This window comes from Thiogranum longum (assembly GCF_004339085.1).
Classification (GTDB): Bacteria; Pseudomonadota; Gammaproteobacteria; order DSM-19610; family DSM-19610; genus Thiogranum; species Thiogranum longum.
This window is the reverse complement of the sequence record NZ_SMFX01000001.1, coordinates 155,765-171,835: the sequence shown is the minus strand read 5'-3', so window position 1 is coordinate 171,835 and position 16,071 is coordinate 155,765. Positions and strand designations below refer to the sequence as shown.

Annotated in this window: 12 protein-coding genes; 9 read left to right on the top strand and 3 right to left on the bottom strand. The window is 55.6% G+C overall.

Translation table 11 applies throughout. The features are described 5' to 3' along the window. Position 1: 1 nt before the first annotated feature. Positions 2-1,117 (bottom strand): TRAP transporter substrate-binding protein, encoded by a 1,116-nt coding sequence (locus DFR30_RS00800; RefSeq protein ID WP_132970867.1) that lies wholly within the window; start codon positions 1,115-1,117, stop codon positions 2-4. A gap of 231 nt (positions 1,118-1,348) precedes the next feature. Between DFR30_RS00800 and DFR30_RS00795 the strand changes: the two genes are divergently transcribed. Further along, the gene (locus DFR30_RS00795; RefSeq protein WP_132970866.1) at positions 1,349-4,231 is read left to right on the top strand and encodes a putative bifunctional diguanylate cyclase/phosphodiesterase; all 2,883 of its coding nucleotides are present in this window, start codon (positions 1,349-1,351) and stop codon (positions 4,229-4,231) included. Positions 4,232-4,249: 18 nt separating this feature from the next. Here the strand turns inward: DFR30_RS00795 and DFR30_RS00790 are convergent, their stop codons facing one another. Further along, positions 4,250-5,161, bottom strand: a complete 912-nt coding sequence (locus tag DFR30_RS00790; protein ID WP_132970865.1) for a LysR family transcriptional regulator — start codon at positions 5,159-5,161, stop codon at positions 4,250-4,252. A gap of 99 nt (positions 5,162-5,260) precedes the next feature. Here DFR30_RS00790 and DFR30_RS00785 point away from each other — a divergent pair, with 99 nt between their 5' ends. The 8 genes from DFR30_RS00785 (at position 5,261) to DFR30_RS14215 (ending at position 13,871) form a co-directional block, all read left to right on the top strand. Beyond that, on the top strand, positions 5,261-5,662 hold the full coding sequence (locus tag DFR30_RS00785; protein ID WP_207891771.1) for a DoxX family protein: 402 nt from the start codon (positions 5,261-5,263) through the stop codon (positions 5,660-5,662). Continuing rightward, positions 5,659-6,270 (top strand): FMN-dependent NADH-azoreductase, encoded by a 612-nt coding sequence (locus DFR30_RS00780; RefSeq protein ID WP_132970864.1) that lies wholly within the window; start codon positions 5,659-5,661, stop codon positions 6,268-6,270. Before DFR30_RS00785 ends, DFR30_RS00780 begins: the two co-directional genes overlap by 4 nt. Positions 6,271-6,287: 17 nt before the next feature. After that, positions 6,288-7,163 (top strand): pirin family protein, encoded by an 876-nt coding sequence (locus DFR30_RS00775; protein WP_132970863.1) that lies wholly within the window; start codon positions 6,288-6,290, stop codon positions 7,161-7,163. A gap of 87 nt (positions 7,164-7,250) precedes the next feature. Next, positions 7,251-9,419 (top strand): HAD family hydrolase, encoded by a 2,169-nt coding sequence (locus DFR30_RS00770; RefSeq protein ID WP_132970862.1) that lies wholly within the window; start codon positions 7,251-7,253, stop codon positions 9,417-9,419. Next, complete coding sequence (locus DFR30_RS00765; protein WP_132970861.1) at positions 9,416-10,270, top strand: HAD-IIB family hydrolase; 855 nt, start codon at positions 9,416-9,418, stop codon at positions 10,268-10,270. The genes DFR30_RS00770 and DFR30_RS00765 overlap by 4 nt, the downstream gene beginning before the upstream one ends. Then, positions 10,267-11,163 carry a carbohydrate kinase family protein gene (locus tag DFR30_RS00760; protein ID WP_132970860.1) on the top strand — a complete coding sequence of 299 codons (897 nt, stop codon included), beginning with the start codon at positions 10,267-10,269 and terminating at the stop codon, positions 11,161-11,163. The genes DFR30_RS00765 and DFR30_RS00760 overlap by 4 nt, the downstream gene beginning before the upstream one ends. After that, complete coding sequence (locus tag DFR30_RS00755; RefSeq protein WP_424565393.1) at positions 11,160-13,571, top strand: sucrose synthase; 2,412 nt, start codon at positions 11,160-11,162, stop codon at positions 13,569-13,571. The genes DFR30_RS00760 and DFR30_RS00755 overlap by 4 nt, the downstream gene beginning before the upstream one ends. A 138-nt stretch (positions 13,572-13,709) precedes the next feature. Continuing rightward, the gene (locus DFR30_RS14215; protein WP_165869052.1) at positions 13,710-13,871 is read left to right on the top strand and encodes a hypothetical protein; all 162 of its coding nucleotides are present in this window, start codon (positions 13,710-13,712) and stop codon (positions 13,869-13,871) included. A gap of 23 nt (positions 13,872-13,894) precedes the next feature. Here the strand turns inward: DFR30_RS14215 and uvrD are convergent, their stop codons facing one another. Further along, the gene (uvrD, locus tag DFR30_RS00750) at positions 13,895-16,063 is read right to left on the bottom strand and encodes a DNA helicase II (RefSeq protein WP_132970859.1); all 2,169 of its coding nucleotides are present in this window, start codon (positions 16,061-16,063) and stop codon (positions 13,895-13,897) included. Positions 16,064-16,071: the final 8 nt, after the last annotated feature.

The window sequence follows — 16,071 nt, the reverse complement described above, 5'->3', positions numbered from 1 at the left end:
CCTACATCGCCCTTGCATTAAGGTAGGCCTGTTCGGAAATAGCACTCCAGGACATGACTTGTTTCCGAAAAGCCTGGAACGATGTATAAATCCGTTGTGACAGCTCATCTTTCCCGGCAATCTCCGCAACCACCTCGTCTGACAAATCACGTAAACGCAGCAATACCTCGTCCGGGAGTTTGCGCACATCGACATGATGTTCGTTAACCAGCGTTTGCAACGCCTGGTTATTACGCGCTACGTACTCGGTCAGGATTTCCTGGTTTGCAACGCGTGCAGCACTGTTCACAATCTCTTTCAGGTCATCCGGCAAGGCCTCAAAGGCCTTTTGATTCACGATACATTCCAGCGTAGTACCCGGCTCGTGCCAGCCCGGGTAATAGTAGTATTTCGCGGCCTTGTAGAGACCAAACGCAAGGTCGTTATACGGGCCAACCCATTCAGTTGCATCAATAGCGCCGGATTGCAGTGAGGTAAACAACTCACCACCGGGCAGACTCACCGGCGTACCGCCGGCGCGCGCCAACACCTCGCCGCCCAGCCCGGGGATGCGCATTTTCAGGCCTTTCAGGTCATCAAGACTGTTGATCTCGCGGTTGAACCAGCCTGCCATCTGCACCCCGGTATTACCGGCGGCCAGTGGCACCAGGCCAAACGGCCTATAGGTTTCACGCCACAGCTCCATGCCACCACCAAAATACAGCCAGGCATTCATTTCGTCAGCCGTCAGACCAAAGGGTACAGTTGAAAAGAACTGCGCACCTTCACTTTTGCCTTTCCAGTAGTAGGCAGAGCCATGGCCAAGCTCTGCCGTTCCCTGCGAAACCGCATCAAATACTTCAAATGCCGGTACCAGCTCTTTGGCACCATAGACCTTGACGTCGATACGACCACCACTCATTTCCGTGATCAACCGCGCCAGTGTGTTGGCACCAGTACCCAGACCAGGAAAGTTTTTTGGCCAGGTAGTGACCATCTTCCACTTCACCGGAGTGAAGGAAGGTGTTTCAGCTGCCCCACAATCAACTTTTGGCGCTTCTTTACAGCCTGTTGCCAGTGATACACCTGCTATAGCGGCACCACCACCCAGGCGGCGCAGGAAATGTCTTCTTTTCATTTTGTCCTCACAGCGGTTTGATCCGTATCCGGTTTCATGCCGGGTATTGTACGGCCTTGCCTTATTGACATCAGATTTAAACTAAACCTTGCAAAACTGTATGGTTATGTCATTATGCCAACCAAATTCTATAAAAGCATTTGTAGTATCCTGCAATATAAGGAAATTTCGCGGGTTAGGGTATAAAACCAAGTGCATCAGCCGCAAGGCTGCACCTGACCGAGGGAAACTATGCTGGATGCACCCGAGCGCATAAGCGCCCGCTTTTCTATATTACTGTTCCTGGGCTTCTTGCTGGTTCCCGTGGTCGGTTTTGGCAGCGCGATCCTGTTCGGTGTCCTGCAACCCTGGCAACTGGAACAGCTCCTTGCCGATGGCGTACTGCCCGCTTTCTCGTTGTTACTCGTTTTTGCTTCCCTGTTCCAGTTACAGCGCCTGATAACGCCCCTGACCAACTGGGCGCTGATGCACCCCCAGGGCGGTAACGCGCCCTCCCATCTGCACCGGCAATTACAGCGTTTCAGCCGTGACTTCTGGGTTCTGATCCTGGCCCACGTGCTGGTAGCACCGCTGCTGGTTTACTGGCGCCTGGACGGGAAAATTGACGCCAGCAATATCGTTGCACTCGCACACTTCATGCTGTTGCAGGGTATTACCGCGACCCTGGCTGGCGTTCCGGCCTACCTGTTCGGATTACATCAGCTGGGCAAGCTGGTTTCGCAACTCAGTCTCGACCGTATTCATGTCAGCCTCAAATCGCGCACACTGTTGCTGGCCGGACTGGTACCCCTGCTTTCCTACGCCTTGCTGGTCGAATATCACTGGCTGACAACCGGCCAGCTTGAAAGCGGATACCTGACAACCTTTGCACTGCTGGCGCTTACAACGATCACCATTAGTCTGCTGTCAATTCGCAGCATGCAGCAGGCACTACGCCCCTTCCATGAACTGTTCAACCGCAGTGGCGCCTCCACACACGAGGCACTGGCACAGTTACGCCCGGCATCAACCGATGAAATCGGTCACCTGACCCAAACCCTTGGACGTGTTTTTCAGCGTCTAGGCGACCAGGAGACACACATGCGTGCCATCGTAGACACAGCAGCCGAAGGTATAATTGTGGTGGATGAACGCGGACAAATCGATACCTTCAATCCTGCAGCGGAACGCCTGTTCGGTTATCTCGCACAGGAGATACGCGGTCGTCACCTAACGACATTGCTGCCGGATGTGTTTCAGGTCCGCCAGTCAATCGACCCGCATAACGAGGAACGCAACGCTACGGGCGTACACCGCAACGGTTCACGCATTACCGTGTCGCTGCGCATCTCCGAAATGGAAATCAGCGGCCAACGCATGTTCACCTGTCTGGTTGCAGATATTACTCAACGCAAGGCAGCAGAGCAGGAACTGCTTGCCGCCGAGGCACGTTATCGCGCACTGGTTGAAACAGCGCATGACCTGGTATGGAGTGTTGATACAGAGGGATGCTGGAGCTACCTGAATACATCATCCCGGATCATCTATGGCCTTGAACCGGAGACGATGGTCGGTCGAAGAATCTCCGAATTCTGCGCACCTGATAATGATGAAGCCGATCAAAAGGCCTTTGGAGAATTGTTAAAGGGTGGCGACCTGTATCAGTACGAAACTGTCCATCTCGACAATACCGGAAACCGCCGTCACCTGAGTTTCAATGCCAAGGCACACCATGATGATGATGGCAATATCCTGCAGATCAGTGGTACTGCGCGTGACATCACCGACCAGAAAGCCTTCAATGAACAACTGACCTACCAGGCTGAACACGATTCCCTGACTCGCCTGTTCAATCGCCATTATTTCCAGCAGGAACTGGAGCGCACTGTGGCACGTGTTTCGCGCAGCCCTGACACCAGCTGCGCACTGTTCTATATTGACCTCGACCAGTTCAAGTATATCAACGACACGCTTGGGCATGCCGCCGGCGACCGACTGCTGGTCGAAATCACCCAGATGCTGCTCAAGCACGTACGTGAAGGTGATCTGCTGGCGCGCTTCGGCGGTGATGAGTTCACGCTTCTGCTTTACAACATTCGTGCCGCAGACGTAACCTCGGCCGCTGAACATTTCCGTCAACTGTTCGAGTCCTTCAATTTCCTCGAAGATGGCAAGAGCTTTAACATCAGCTGCAGTATCGGCGCCACACTGATCGACGCATATGTCGAAAGTGCTGAAGAAGTTCTGTCGCACGCTGACATCGCCTGCAATATGGCCAAGGCACAAGGCCGCAACCGTATCAAACTCTACGACCCAAGTGACAGCAACAAGGACGGCATGGCGGAAGACATGGGCTGGGCCTCGCGGGTTCGCGAAATGCTCGAAGAGGACAAGTTCCAGCTGGTCTACCAGCCGATCATGGCGCTTAATGATGACCAGGTGCAGGACTACGAAGTCCTGGTGCGCATGGTCTGTGATGATGGTGAAATCATTCTGCCCGGCGGTTTTATGCCCGCTGCCGAGCGGTTCGGACTGATTCATAGCGTAGACCGCTGGATCGTCAAGCGCGCGCTCACCCAGTTGTCGCGCCTGCACCAGCAGGGTGAGGCTGTACGCTTCTCAATCAACCTGTCCGGTAAAGCCTTTGAAGACGCATTGCTGCTACCCATGATCAAGGACCTGCTCGACAATACCAGCATCGACCCTTCACGCGTGTGTTTTGAAATTACCGAAACAGCTGCCATTGCCAAGCTGTCTGAAGCCGAGAAGTTCATCAGCGCACTGAAAAAAATGGGCTGCCAGTTTGCACTGGACGATTTTGGTGCCGGCTTCTCATCATTCGCCTATCTCAAGCACCTGCCTGTCGACAAACTCAAAATAGACGGGGCTTTCGTGCAGGGTATGGCCAACAGTCATATCGACCAGGCCATGGTGCAATCCATGAACCAGGTTGCACACGCACTAGGCAAGCAGACCATCGCGGAATACGTCGAGGATTCAACAACGCTTGAATTACTGCGTACCTATGGCGTGGACTACGCACAGGGTAACTACATCGGCAAACCACGCGAAGCACTGATGAATGTTGCACGCTTGCCGTATACACGTATTCAGTCGGCCAGCCGGGCGGACTAGTTCACGCCGGCATTATCATCACAGGCCTTCATCCCAGTAAGGCTGATCACCAAAACGACTGGCCAGAAAATCTGACAATACCTGGATTCGTTTAGGTATCAACCGTCCTGGCGGATATACCGCATGGATTCCACTTACCGGACGCTGGTAGTCCTTTAACAGGACTTTCAGGCTGTTTTCCTTTATGTACCTGCCAAGAATAAACGTAGGGCCGCCCACAATGCCCAGGCCGGCAGCTGCTGCTGCCGCAAGTGCATCACCGTTATTACTCCGGATACGTATCTGCGGCTGGCCGTAAACCGCTTTACCTTCCGGTGTCGCATAACACCACTGCTGCTTGTATGTCACATTACTGTATTGCAGTCCTATATGTTGACGTAATTCATCCGGGTGCATGGGTTCTCCATGCTGTTGCAAGTACCCCGGGCTGGCACAGTTGACGTGCCGCACAGCACCAAGACGACGCGCTACCAGCGTGGAATCCTTCAGTTCGCCAATTCTGACGGCCATGTCAAAACCGTCCTCGACCAGGTTGATGTTGCGATCATTCAGATCCAGGTTTAATTCAATCGCAGGATGCTCAGCGAGAAAATCCGCAATGGCATTCGACAGGTGCAAAAGACCGAACGACAGGGGTGCAGCCAGTCTGATCGAACCACGCAATTCAGCCGTCTCCTGCGTAACGCTCTGTTCCGCGTCATCGAGGTCCGCGAGTATCTGAACTGCGCGCTGATAAAAGTGCTTGCCTGCGTCAGTCAGTGCAAGGCGCCGCGTGGTGCGATTCATCAGGCGACTGCCCAGGCGACTTTCCAGCAAGCTGATGCGCCGGCTCACCACTGACTTTGCAATGCCCAGCCGGTCACCGGCGGCACTGAATGTCCCGGATTCCACCACCGCAGTAAATGCTTCCAGATCGGCAAACTTGTCCATACTGTTGCTTAATATAGAACAGTAAGTTCTTTAATTCCATATTTATCACTTACGGTAGAACAACTAAGCTCTTTTCACACCATTAACGAGGGCAGAAACATGAATACACAAATAATGAAAGCCAGCACCCAACTCACCGGCCGGGTACTGATGTCGGCCATTTTTATCATGGCCGGACTCAACAAGCTAGGCGCCGGCTATGCCGGCACCCAGGGCTACATGGAAAGCATGGGCGTCCCGGGCGTACTGCTGCCGTTGGTCATTCTGCTGGAGGTCGGCGGTGGCCTGGCCATATTACTGGGCTGGCAGACACGCATTGCAGCATTCCTGCTGGCAGGCTTCAGCATCATCAGTGCACTGGTTTTCCACGCCAGTTTTGCTGATCAAATGCAATCCATCCTGTTCATGAAAAACCTGGCTATGGCCGGTGGCTTCCTGTTCCTGGTAGCCGGGGATATACATATCTGGTCAATTGATGCCAAACGTGGGGCAGCATCATGAAGGTCTTACGGATCGACAGTAGTGCACAGCGCGGTGACTCCATCACCCGGCGACTCGGTAGTGAAATCGTCCGGCGCCTGGAACAGGCACACCCTGAAGTCGAAGTACAGGTTCGTGACCTTTCCGATGGCATCGGGTTTATTGATAAGCACTGGGTAGCTGCCAACCTGACGGATCACGACAGGCGCGATCCGTCACAACACGAGGTACTGAGCAGCTCCGGCTCACTGGTACACGAACTCAGTGCAGCAGATGTGATTATTGTAACCGCGCCCGTATATAACTTTTCCATACCCGCGTCACTCAAGGCCTGGATCGATATGATCTGTCGTGCGCGACTGACCTTTCAGTACACGGAGAACGGACCAAAAGGCATGCTGAAAGATCGCCCGGTATACCTGGTCATGGCATCGGGCGGTGTACCGTTCGGGAGTCCGGTTGATTTTGCAAGTGACTACTTGCGTCATATTTTCGGTTTTATCGGTATTCAGGATGTCCGTCCGGTTTTTGCTGAACAGACCAACCGTAACAAAACTGCCGCCAGAGCGGCTGCACTCACCATGCTGGATCAATGGTTGCCCGGTGAAACAGTACCTGGTGTAGCCTGAATAACGGAGCTGATGCCATGAATACACCAATACATGAACAGAACCTTCAAGCGAGAAAGCTCTCTCGCGTCATTAAAGGTATGCCTGCAACCGATGGCGCCGGCGTTGAACTGACACGCGTCATTGGCCAGGCGGCATTACCCATGCTTGATCCTTTCCTGCTACTTGACGCCTTCCGCTCCGACAAACCGGAAGATTACATAGCAGGTTTTCCACCGCATCCGCACCGTGGCTTCGAAACCGTCACTTACCTGCTTGCCGGGCGTATGCGTCACAAGGATAACGCTGGCCACGAAGGTGTCATCGAGTCAGGTGGTATCCAGTGGATGACAGCGGGAAAAGGCATCGTGCATTCGGAAATGCCGGAACAGGAAAACGGTATGCTGGAAGGGTTCCAGCTTTGGATCAACCTGCCTGCCGGGCACAAAATGGACCCGCCTCGCTACCAGGAACACCCTGCCAACGAGATACCACAGGAAACACGCCAGGGTGGTGTCGAACTTCGGGTGATAGCAGGTATGACATCGCAGGGCACAACGGGAGCCGTCATTCAGCCGTTAACCGAGGCACTTTACCTGGATATCCGGGTTCCGGCAGGCCAACAATTTGTCGAGTCATTACCGTCATCACACAATGCATTTATCTATATGATTGAAGGACAGACAAATGTGGCGGATGAAAATGGTCAGGCAACACAGCTTGTACGTGATGATCTGTGCGTACTCGGCGAGGGCGATGCCATTAAACTGAACACCGGTAAAAGTGAAGCCCGTTTCCTGTTAGTTGCCGGTAAACCTCTCGGGGAACCGGTGGCGCGTGGCGGCCCTTTCGTGATGAATACGCGCTCCGAAGTTCAACAGGCCTTTGAAGATTACGAGCAAGGAAAATTCTGACCCTGCAATCCCGCTGGCACCATCCGGCACCATTGGTTATTCTGACTGACTTGAAACCTCAAACAGGTAGCCCAAAGCAGGAAGACGATGCGGCAAACCCGACACCCCCTGAATCTGGTGCTTGTCAGCGTACATGGATTAATACGCGGACATGACCTCGAACTCGGCCGCAATGCGGACACCGGGGGTCAGACGCTGTATGTGGTGGAACTGGCACGCGCACTGGCGCAGCATCCCGCGGTAGCCAGCGTCGATCTGCTCACGCGGCGGGTCGATGATCCTGACCTCTCGACTGACTACGCGAGTGCTGTCGAACCCCTCGGCGAGGGTGCACGTATTGTTCGTTTCGAGGCCGGGCCGGCGGGCTATATCGCCAAGGAGGCGCTGTGGGATCACCTCGATGAGTTCGCCGACAACGTACTGGAATTTCTCCGCGCCCGTGGTTCTGTACCCGACCTCATCCACAGTCATTACGCCGATGGCGGCTACGTCGGTTCACGTCTGGCGGGCCTGCTCGGTGTGCCGCTGGTACATACCGGGCACTCACTGGGACGCGTCAAGCGCCGCCGCCTGCTGGCACGTGGTCTGTCCGCCAGCGATATTGAGCTTCGCTATAACATGGCACGCCGCATCGAGGCCGAGGAAGATACACTGGCTGTCGCAGAGCGCGTCATCACCAGCACCCACCAGGAGATCGAGGAACAATACGAAATTTACGACCACTACCAGCCGGAACGTATGCGCGTCATTCCGCCCGGCACCAACCTGGCGCGCTTTAAACCTCCGCAGGGCGATGAATCCGGAACAACGATTGCCTCTGAGGTAAACCGTTTTCTCAGGGAACCGCACAAGGCCATCATTCTGGCGTTGTCACGGCCTGATCCTCGCAAGAATATTGAAACCCTGCTGACGGCCTATGGCGAATCGCAACAGCTACAAAGCATGGCCAACCTGGTCGTGATAGCCGGCAACCGCGATGACATCGAGGAAATGGATGAGGGTGCCCAGGAGGTGCTCAAGTCGTTGCTGTTGATGATCGACCATTACGATCTGTACGGACGCGTCGCCATTCCCAAGCATCACAGCTGGCAGGACGTTCCGCTGCTATACCAGCTTGCCGCGGCTTCACACGGCGTGTTCATTAACCCGGCGCTGACCGAACCCTTTGGCCTGACCTTGATCGAGGCTGCCGCCAGCGGCCTGCCGGTCGTTGCAACGGAAGATGGTGGGCCCATCGACATCCTCGCCAATTGCCACAACGGCCAGCTGGTCGATCCGCTGGACAGTCAGGCCATGAGCGACGCACTGATAAACATTCTGTCCGATGACCAGCAATGGCAGCGTATGGCCGACAACGGGATTGCCGGTGTACGCGAACATTACTCCTGGCCAGCCCATGCGCAACGTTATGTCGACATGGTCAAACCCATGATCCAGAAAACCGAACAGCCTGCCTTGCGGCCAACCTTGCGACGTGCCAACGTCTACCATGACCGCGCCATCTTCACTGACCTGGATCAGAATCTGCTCGGGGACCCGGAAGCGCTCAAGGCGCTCATCAGGGTGCTGCGTGAAAACCGCAAGTGCGCCGCTTTCGGCATTGCCACAGGAAGGCGGCTGGACTCGGCGCTCAAAGTGATGAAGAAATATGGTATTCCCCAACCTGACGTACTGATTACCAGTGGCGGCACCGAAATTTACTACGCGCCCAAACTGACGGCTGATATCGCCTGGCCGCAGCATATCGATTACCAGTGGACGCCTCAGGTCGTTCGTCGCCTGCTGGCCAATCAACCCGGCCTGAAGCTGCAGCCCCGGTCCGAACAAAGCCGCTTCAAGATCAGCTATTATATTGATCCTGCTGAAGCACCCGGCATCGATGAGTTACACAGTATGCTGCACCAGCAAGGTGTCACGGCCAATGTCATCCAGTCATTCGGGCAGTTTCTGGACATCGTACCGGTACGCGCCTCCAAAGGTTTTGCCTTGCGTTATGTCACTGACCACTGGGGTATCGCGCTGGAAAGAACGCTGGTTGCCGGCGGCTCCGGTGCAGACGAGGACATGATGCGCGGTAACACACTGGCCGTTGTGGTCGGTAACCGCCACCATGAAGAGCTGTCACAGCTGACCGAGGTTGAACGGATTTATTTTTCCGATCAGGCACATGCTGCCGGCATACTTGAAGCCCTCGACCACTACGACTTCTTCGACAGCTGCACGCTGCCGCGTGATACAACGGTGGCCGGTCAATGAGCAAGCACCTGCTGTTGTGCACCGACCTCGATCGTACCCTGCTGCCCAATGGGGAACAGCCTGAGTCCGCTGCCGCCAGAAAACATTTTTCAGCGCTGGCACAGTTGCCGGAAATTACGCTGGCCTATGTGACAGGTCGTCATCGTGCGCTTGTCGAAGACGCCATCTACAACTACAGATTACCGCAGCCTGACTATGCCATTACAGATGTCGGTACGCGCATCTATCATATAACACAGGACGACTGGCAACCCTGGCCCCGATGGGAAAACGAAATCGACAACGACTGGAGTGGTATAAGCTGGCAACGACTACGTGATCTATTCCGCGATTTGCCAGAGTTGCGCTTGCAGGAAACCAGTAAACAGAATACCCACAAGCTCAGCTTTTATGTCCCGCTGGATGCAGACCGAGAGGCCTTGCTGGCCGTCATGCAGATTCGCCTGGCGGAGCAGGGGGTACGCGCCAGCCTTACCTGGAGCATTGATGAGCCGGCCGCCATCGGTCTTCTCGACGTACTGCCGGCCTGTGCCACCAAGTTACACGCCATTGAGTTTCTTGCCACACAAACCGGCTTCAATGTCACGGAAACCCTGTTTGCCGGTGATAGCGGCAACGACCTTCCGGTTCTGTCGAGCGCTATTCCTTCGGTACTGGTTGCCAATGCCAGTGCCGAAGTCAGGGAGGCTGCCCAGGCACAGGCCGCGACAGCGGGCCACGCGGATGCCCTGTACATTGCCGAAGGAGGATTTCTTGGTATGAACGGTAACTACAGTGCCGGTATACTGGAAGGCATGGCGCACTTTTATCCCGGTTTCGTCGAACGGGCTGGCGACGGTCTGCGCGCATGAACACACCTCTGACAGGACGACCGGTACTGTTTGGCGAAGTCCTGTTCGACCATTTTCCTGATGGAGAGATAGTCCTCGGCGGTGCGCCGTTCAATGTGGCCTGGCACCTGAATGCCTTTGGCGTCCGGCCTTTGTTGATCTCCCGTGTCGGCAACGATGCGCTGGGTCGACGTATTCGTGGTGCCATGCAGAACTGGCACATGGATACAGCCGGTTTGCAGCTCGACTCTGCGCACCCGACCGGGACAGTGGAAGTCAGCATAGAAAATGATGAGCCCCTCTATGAGATCGTTGAACAGCGCGCCTGGGATTTCATCACTGCCGATGGCCTGCCACCGATACGGGATGCCGCACTGCTATACCACGGCAGCCTCGCATTGCGCAGCCCGGTATCACGCCAGGCGCTGGATCACTTGCATGCGAGCCTGGACGTACCCGTATTCGTCGATGTCAACCTGCGCCCACCGTGGTGGAGCCGTGAAGAGCTCGAAAGTCGTCTTGACACCGCTCGCTGGGTCAAGCTCAATGATGAAGAACTGGAAACTTTAACACCTGCAGGTAGCACCCTGGAGCAACGCGCTGCAGCATTACAGCACGCCCATCGGCTGGAGTTGCTGATCACAACCCGGGGCGCGGAGGGCGCACTGGCGCACGACAGTACAGGCCGTACCCTTCAGGTCAAGCCTGCAGGGACCGACAAACTGAAAGACACTGTCGGTGCCGGTGATGCATTCGCCGCCGTGATTATACTGGGGCTGTTAAACGACTGGGATCTGGAAGAGACACTTGAGCGTGCGCAGACCTTTGCCAGTGCTATTGTTGGTATTCGCGGCGCCACACCCGAACACCGGGACTTCTATACTGTATTCAGACAAAACTGGAATTTGATGTGAACCAGGCCAATCCGTTCAAACTGTTTGACGCACTTGTCACCTACCTTGACGAGGAGCGCAATCATGCGCACCGCGTACTGCATTATTTTGTTGCCATCGGTCGGCCCTTTCTGTTGCGCACCGACCTGCTGGATGGCTTTCAGGCACTCTGTGAAGTTGACGGCGGCAAGGCATTGCAGAACACGCCGCTGGGCAATATTCTTCAAATGAGCCAGGAAGCGGCCCTCGATGCACAGTGGTTTTACCTGGCCCTGCGGCCGCGCATCGGCCGTTGGCTCTACCTGCGGATCCACCTGGAAACCATCGAAGCGGAAGAGATTGTGGTCAGCCAGTACCTGCGTTTCAAGGAAAGGCTGGTGGACGGGAGCAAGGCGCCGGAGTGGATGCTGGAAGTTGACCTGGAACCCTTTTCACGCGAATTTTTAAAACCCCAGGAATCACGCTCTATTGGTCGCGGCGTTGAATTTCTCAACCGCCGCCTGTCCAGCCGCCTGTTTGAAGAACAGGGCAAGGGCCAGCAGCGGCTGCTGGATTTTCTCAGTATGCATGCCTACCGGGGCCAGCCGTTGATGCTCAATGGACTGATTACCAGTGTTCCGGATCTGCGGCGAGCCTTGCGTGACGCCGACCGTCTGTTGTCCGCTGTTGATGCCGGGCAACCCTGGCGTGAACTGGCGCGTGAATTAACGAGACTGGGCTTTGAACCCGGCTGGGGCAGTCATGCGGCGAATGTACGCGATACCATGCAACTGTTGCTGGACATCCTCGACGCGCCTTCACCCGACGTGCTGGAAGCCTTTCTGAGTCGTATACCGATGATTTTTTCACTGGCTGTTCTGTCACCGCACGGCTGGTTTGGTCAGTCCAACGTGCTGGGGCGTCCCGATACCGGCGGACAGATCGTCTACATTCTCGACCAGGTACGTGCGCTGGAAAAAGAAATGATGCAACGCCTCAGCGAGCAGGGGCTGGATATCAAACCCTCGATTGTCGTTATCACCCGCCTGATTCCCGAGGCCGAGGGCACCACCTGTGATCAGCGCATTGAAAGTATCGCCGGTACGGATTACGCGCGTATATTGCGCGTACCGTTTCGCGAAGCTTCCGGTGAAGTGGTGCCACACTGGATCTCGCGCTTTGAGGTCTGGCCCTACCTGGAACGCTTCGCGCTGGACGTGGAGCATGAACTGCTGGCGGAACTGGGCGGACGCCCGGACCTGGTGATCGGCAACTATTCCGACGGCAACCTGGTCGCGACACTGCTGGCACAGCGGCTTGGCGTCACCCAGTGCAACATCGCCCACGCGCTGGAAAAAACCAAGTACCTGTACTCCGACCTGTACTGGCGCGAGAACGATCCGCAGTATCATTTCGCCACCCAGTTCACCGCCGATCTGATCGCCATGAACACTGCCGACTTCATCATTACCAGCACCTACCAGGAGATCGCCGGCACCGACGAAAGTGTCGGCCAGTACGAAAGCTATTCCGCATTCAGCCTGCCGGGTCTGTACCGGGTGGTACATGGCATCGATGCTTTCGACCCCAAGTTCAATATCGTATCGCCCGGCGCAGATCCGGACGTGTACTTCCCGGCCACCGAACAGGAACAGCGCCTCACTCATCTGCACAAGGAAATTGAGCAGCTGGTGTTTGGTCAGGAAACCACTCCCGATATCCGCGGTGCCCTCGCCGAGCCGGAAAAGCCGCTATTGTTCACCATGGCGCGCATGGACCGGATCAAAAACATTACCGGGCTGGTCGAATGGTATGCCAACTCTCCCGCGCTGCGTGATGCCGCCAACCTGCTGGTGATTTCGGGTCACATCGACCCGCAGCACTCCGACGACGCAGAGGAACGCGAACAGATAGAGCGCATGCACACCCTTATGAACGAACACGGTCTTGATACACAAATTCGCTGGCTGGGCATGCGCCTCGACAAGGATCTGGCTGGCGAGCTGTATCGTGTCGTCGCAGACCGGCGTGGCGCCTTCGTCCAGCCTGCCCTGTTCGAGGCCTTTGGTCTGACAGTTGTGGAAGCCATGAGTAGCGGACTACCGACTTTTGCCACCTGCTTCGGCGGTCCATTGGAAATTATCGAGGATGGTGTATCCGGTTTTCATATCGACCCCAACCACGGCGAAGCTGCCGCGCAACGCATAGCAGTGTTTCTTGAACGCTGCCAGCATGAGCCCGGCTACTGGGATCGATTGTCGCGTGGCTCTCTGGAAAGAGTTGCTGCCCGCTACACCTGGAAACGCTATGCCGAGCGCATGATGACACTGTCACGGGTATACGGATTCTGGCGCTACGTTACCGACCTGGAGCGCTCCGAGACACGACGTTACCTGGAAATGTTTTACGCCCTGCAATACCGGCCGCTGGCGTTATCTGTCGAACGTTAGTCCCGTAACCCGCCACACTGGCGGTTCAAACTGCCAACTCCTGGATATAAAGCTTACCAATATTCTGCCGCTAGCGACTGAAGTGTCGATACACCATCTGCAATCGACCTACTAACCGTCTATTCAAGAGGACAGAGCATGTTGCATTTTGGAGCCTTCCAGGTAAAGCTAATGGGCGTAGTTGCCACTTTCGATGTCGTTACTTTCTATGGCCTGATTTGTGCGGTTGTATTTACGACCGGCATCGTAATTGCCACCCGCATCGAAAAAAGTAATCACGCGCAACCTGCCAACTCATAATGCGCTACGTTTCGGCTTGACCTTCATACGGCCTGAAGGTTTGCATACGCAACTACCAGCCATTTGGATCCAGCCGCTTCGAAGTTAACCTGGACGCGTGCATGCGCACCCTGTCCCTCGTAGTTCAGCACCACACCATCACCGAACCTGGCGTGTTGCACGCGCTGGCCCAGCGCCAGCCCATCCGGCACAGACTCGGCCACCTGACTTGACACGGCTGTACTGCCATACGGTCGACTGACCTGCACGCGCGGGCATAATTCCTCAATCAGGTCAGCAGGGATCTCCCGAATAAAACGCGACGGAATACTGTAGGACTCATTGCCGTATAAGCGGCGGTGCTCGGCGTGTGTCACAAACAACTGCCGGCGTGCACGGGTAATACCGACGTAGCACAGGCGCCGCTCCTCTTCGAGTCGACCTGGCTCCTCGACTGAACGCTGATGTGGAAACAGACCTTCTTCCAGTCCGCATAAAAATACCGTGTCGAATTCCAGCCCCTTGGCGGAGTGCAGGGTCATCAGTTGTACGCAGTCTTCCCAGCCCTGGGCCTGACCTTCCCCGGCTTCCAGTGCAGCGTGTGAAAGAAACGAGGACAGTGGATCGAGATCATCTTCTTCAACCTCATCATATTCGTATTCACGAGCAGCGTTGACCAGCTCGTCGAGGTTTTCTATACGCGCCTGACCTTTTTCACCTTTTTCCTTTTTGTAGTAAGCCTTCAGTTCGCTGCATTCCACGACATGCTCAACCTGCTCACCCAGCTCCAGCCCTTCAATATCACGCGCAAACTGTTCAATCCGCTGCATAAAAGTGGCGAGGGCATTGCGTGCACGCGCATTCAGCTCGTCGCTATCGAGTACGGCTTGTGCGGCTGACCACATGGAGCGGCTTTCCAGTTTTGCTTTTTCGCGCACCACGGCCAGTGTTCTTTCTCCTATACCACGTGGTGGCTGGTTAACAATACGGTCAAACGCCGCGTCACTTTCACGGTTTTCACACAGCCGCAGATAACCCAGTGCGTCCTTGATTTCCTGTCGCTCAAAGAAACGCAGACCGCCATAAACCCGGTAGGCAATACCGGCCTGTAACAGGCGTTCCTCAAAAACGCGTGACTGTGCGTTGGAACGGTACAGGATCGCCATGTCGCTGCGTGCCTGACCCTGTTCGACCTGTGACTGGATATGTTCGATGACAAAACGTGCTTCGTCTTGTTCATTGATCGCGGTATACAGCTGGATCAGGTCGCCGTCTTCTCCGGCTGTCCACAGATTTTTGCCAAGCCTGCCATCGTTGTTGGAGATAAGTGCATTGGCCGCTTTCAGAATTGCACCGGTGGAACGGTAGTTCTGCTCGAGGCGCAACGTGCGTGCGCCGGGAAAGTCCTGTTCGAAGCGCTGCAGGTTTTCGATTTTGGCGCCGCGCCAACCGTAAATCGACTGGTCGTCGTCACCAACGATAGTAATGTTGGCTTGCTTGCCGGCCAGCACCCGCAGCCAGGCGTACTGGATCGTGTTGGTGTCCTGGAATTCATCGACCAGGATATGACGGAATCGCTCCTGGTAATGCTGTAGTAAATGCGGTTGCTTCAGCCAGAGTTCATGTGCACGTAACAACAGCTCGGCAAAATCAACCAGTCCTGAACGCTGACACAGCTCCTCGTAGGCCTGGTAGATGGCAATTTGCTGGCGCTGGTGCGGATCGCCCCTGTGCTCGATATGCTGAGGTCGTACTCCCTCATCCTTGCGAGCATTGATATACCACTGCGACTGGCGCGGTGGCCACTGGCTTTCGTCCAGGTCCAGTGCCTTGAGCACCCGTCGCACAATGCGATACTGGTCGTCGGAATCCAGCACCTGGAAAGTCTGTGGCAGACCCGCGTCCTGCCAGTGTGCGCGCAGCAAACGGTGCGCCAGGCCGTGGAAAGTACCAACCCACATGCCGCGTGTGGGCACACCGATCAGTTTCTCGATGCGGGTGCGCATCTCGGCAGCAGCCTTGTTGGTAAAGGTTACAGACAGAATACTGTACGGTGACAGGTTTTCCACCTGAATCAGCCAGGCAATACGGTGCACCAGCACACGGGTCTTGCCGCTGCCTGCGCCGGCCAGAACCAGCAAGGGATCAGGCGCGGCAGTAACGGCCTCGCGCTGGGCATCATTCAAGGAATCTATAATGTAGGACACATCCATGGGGCCAT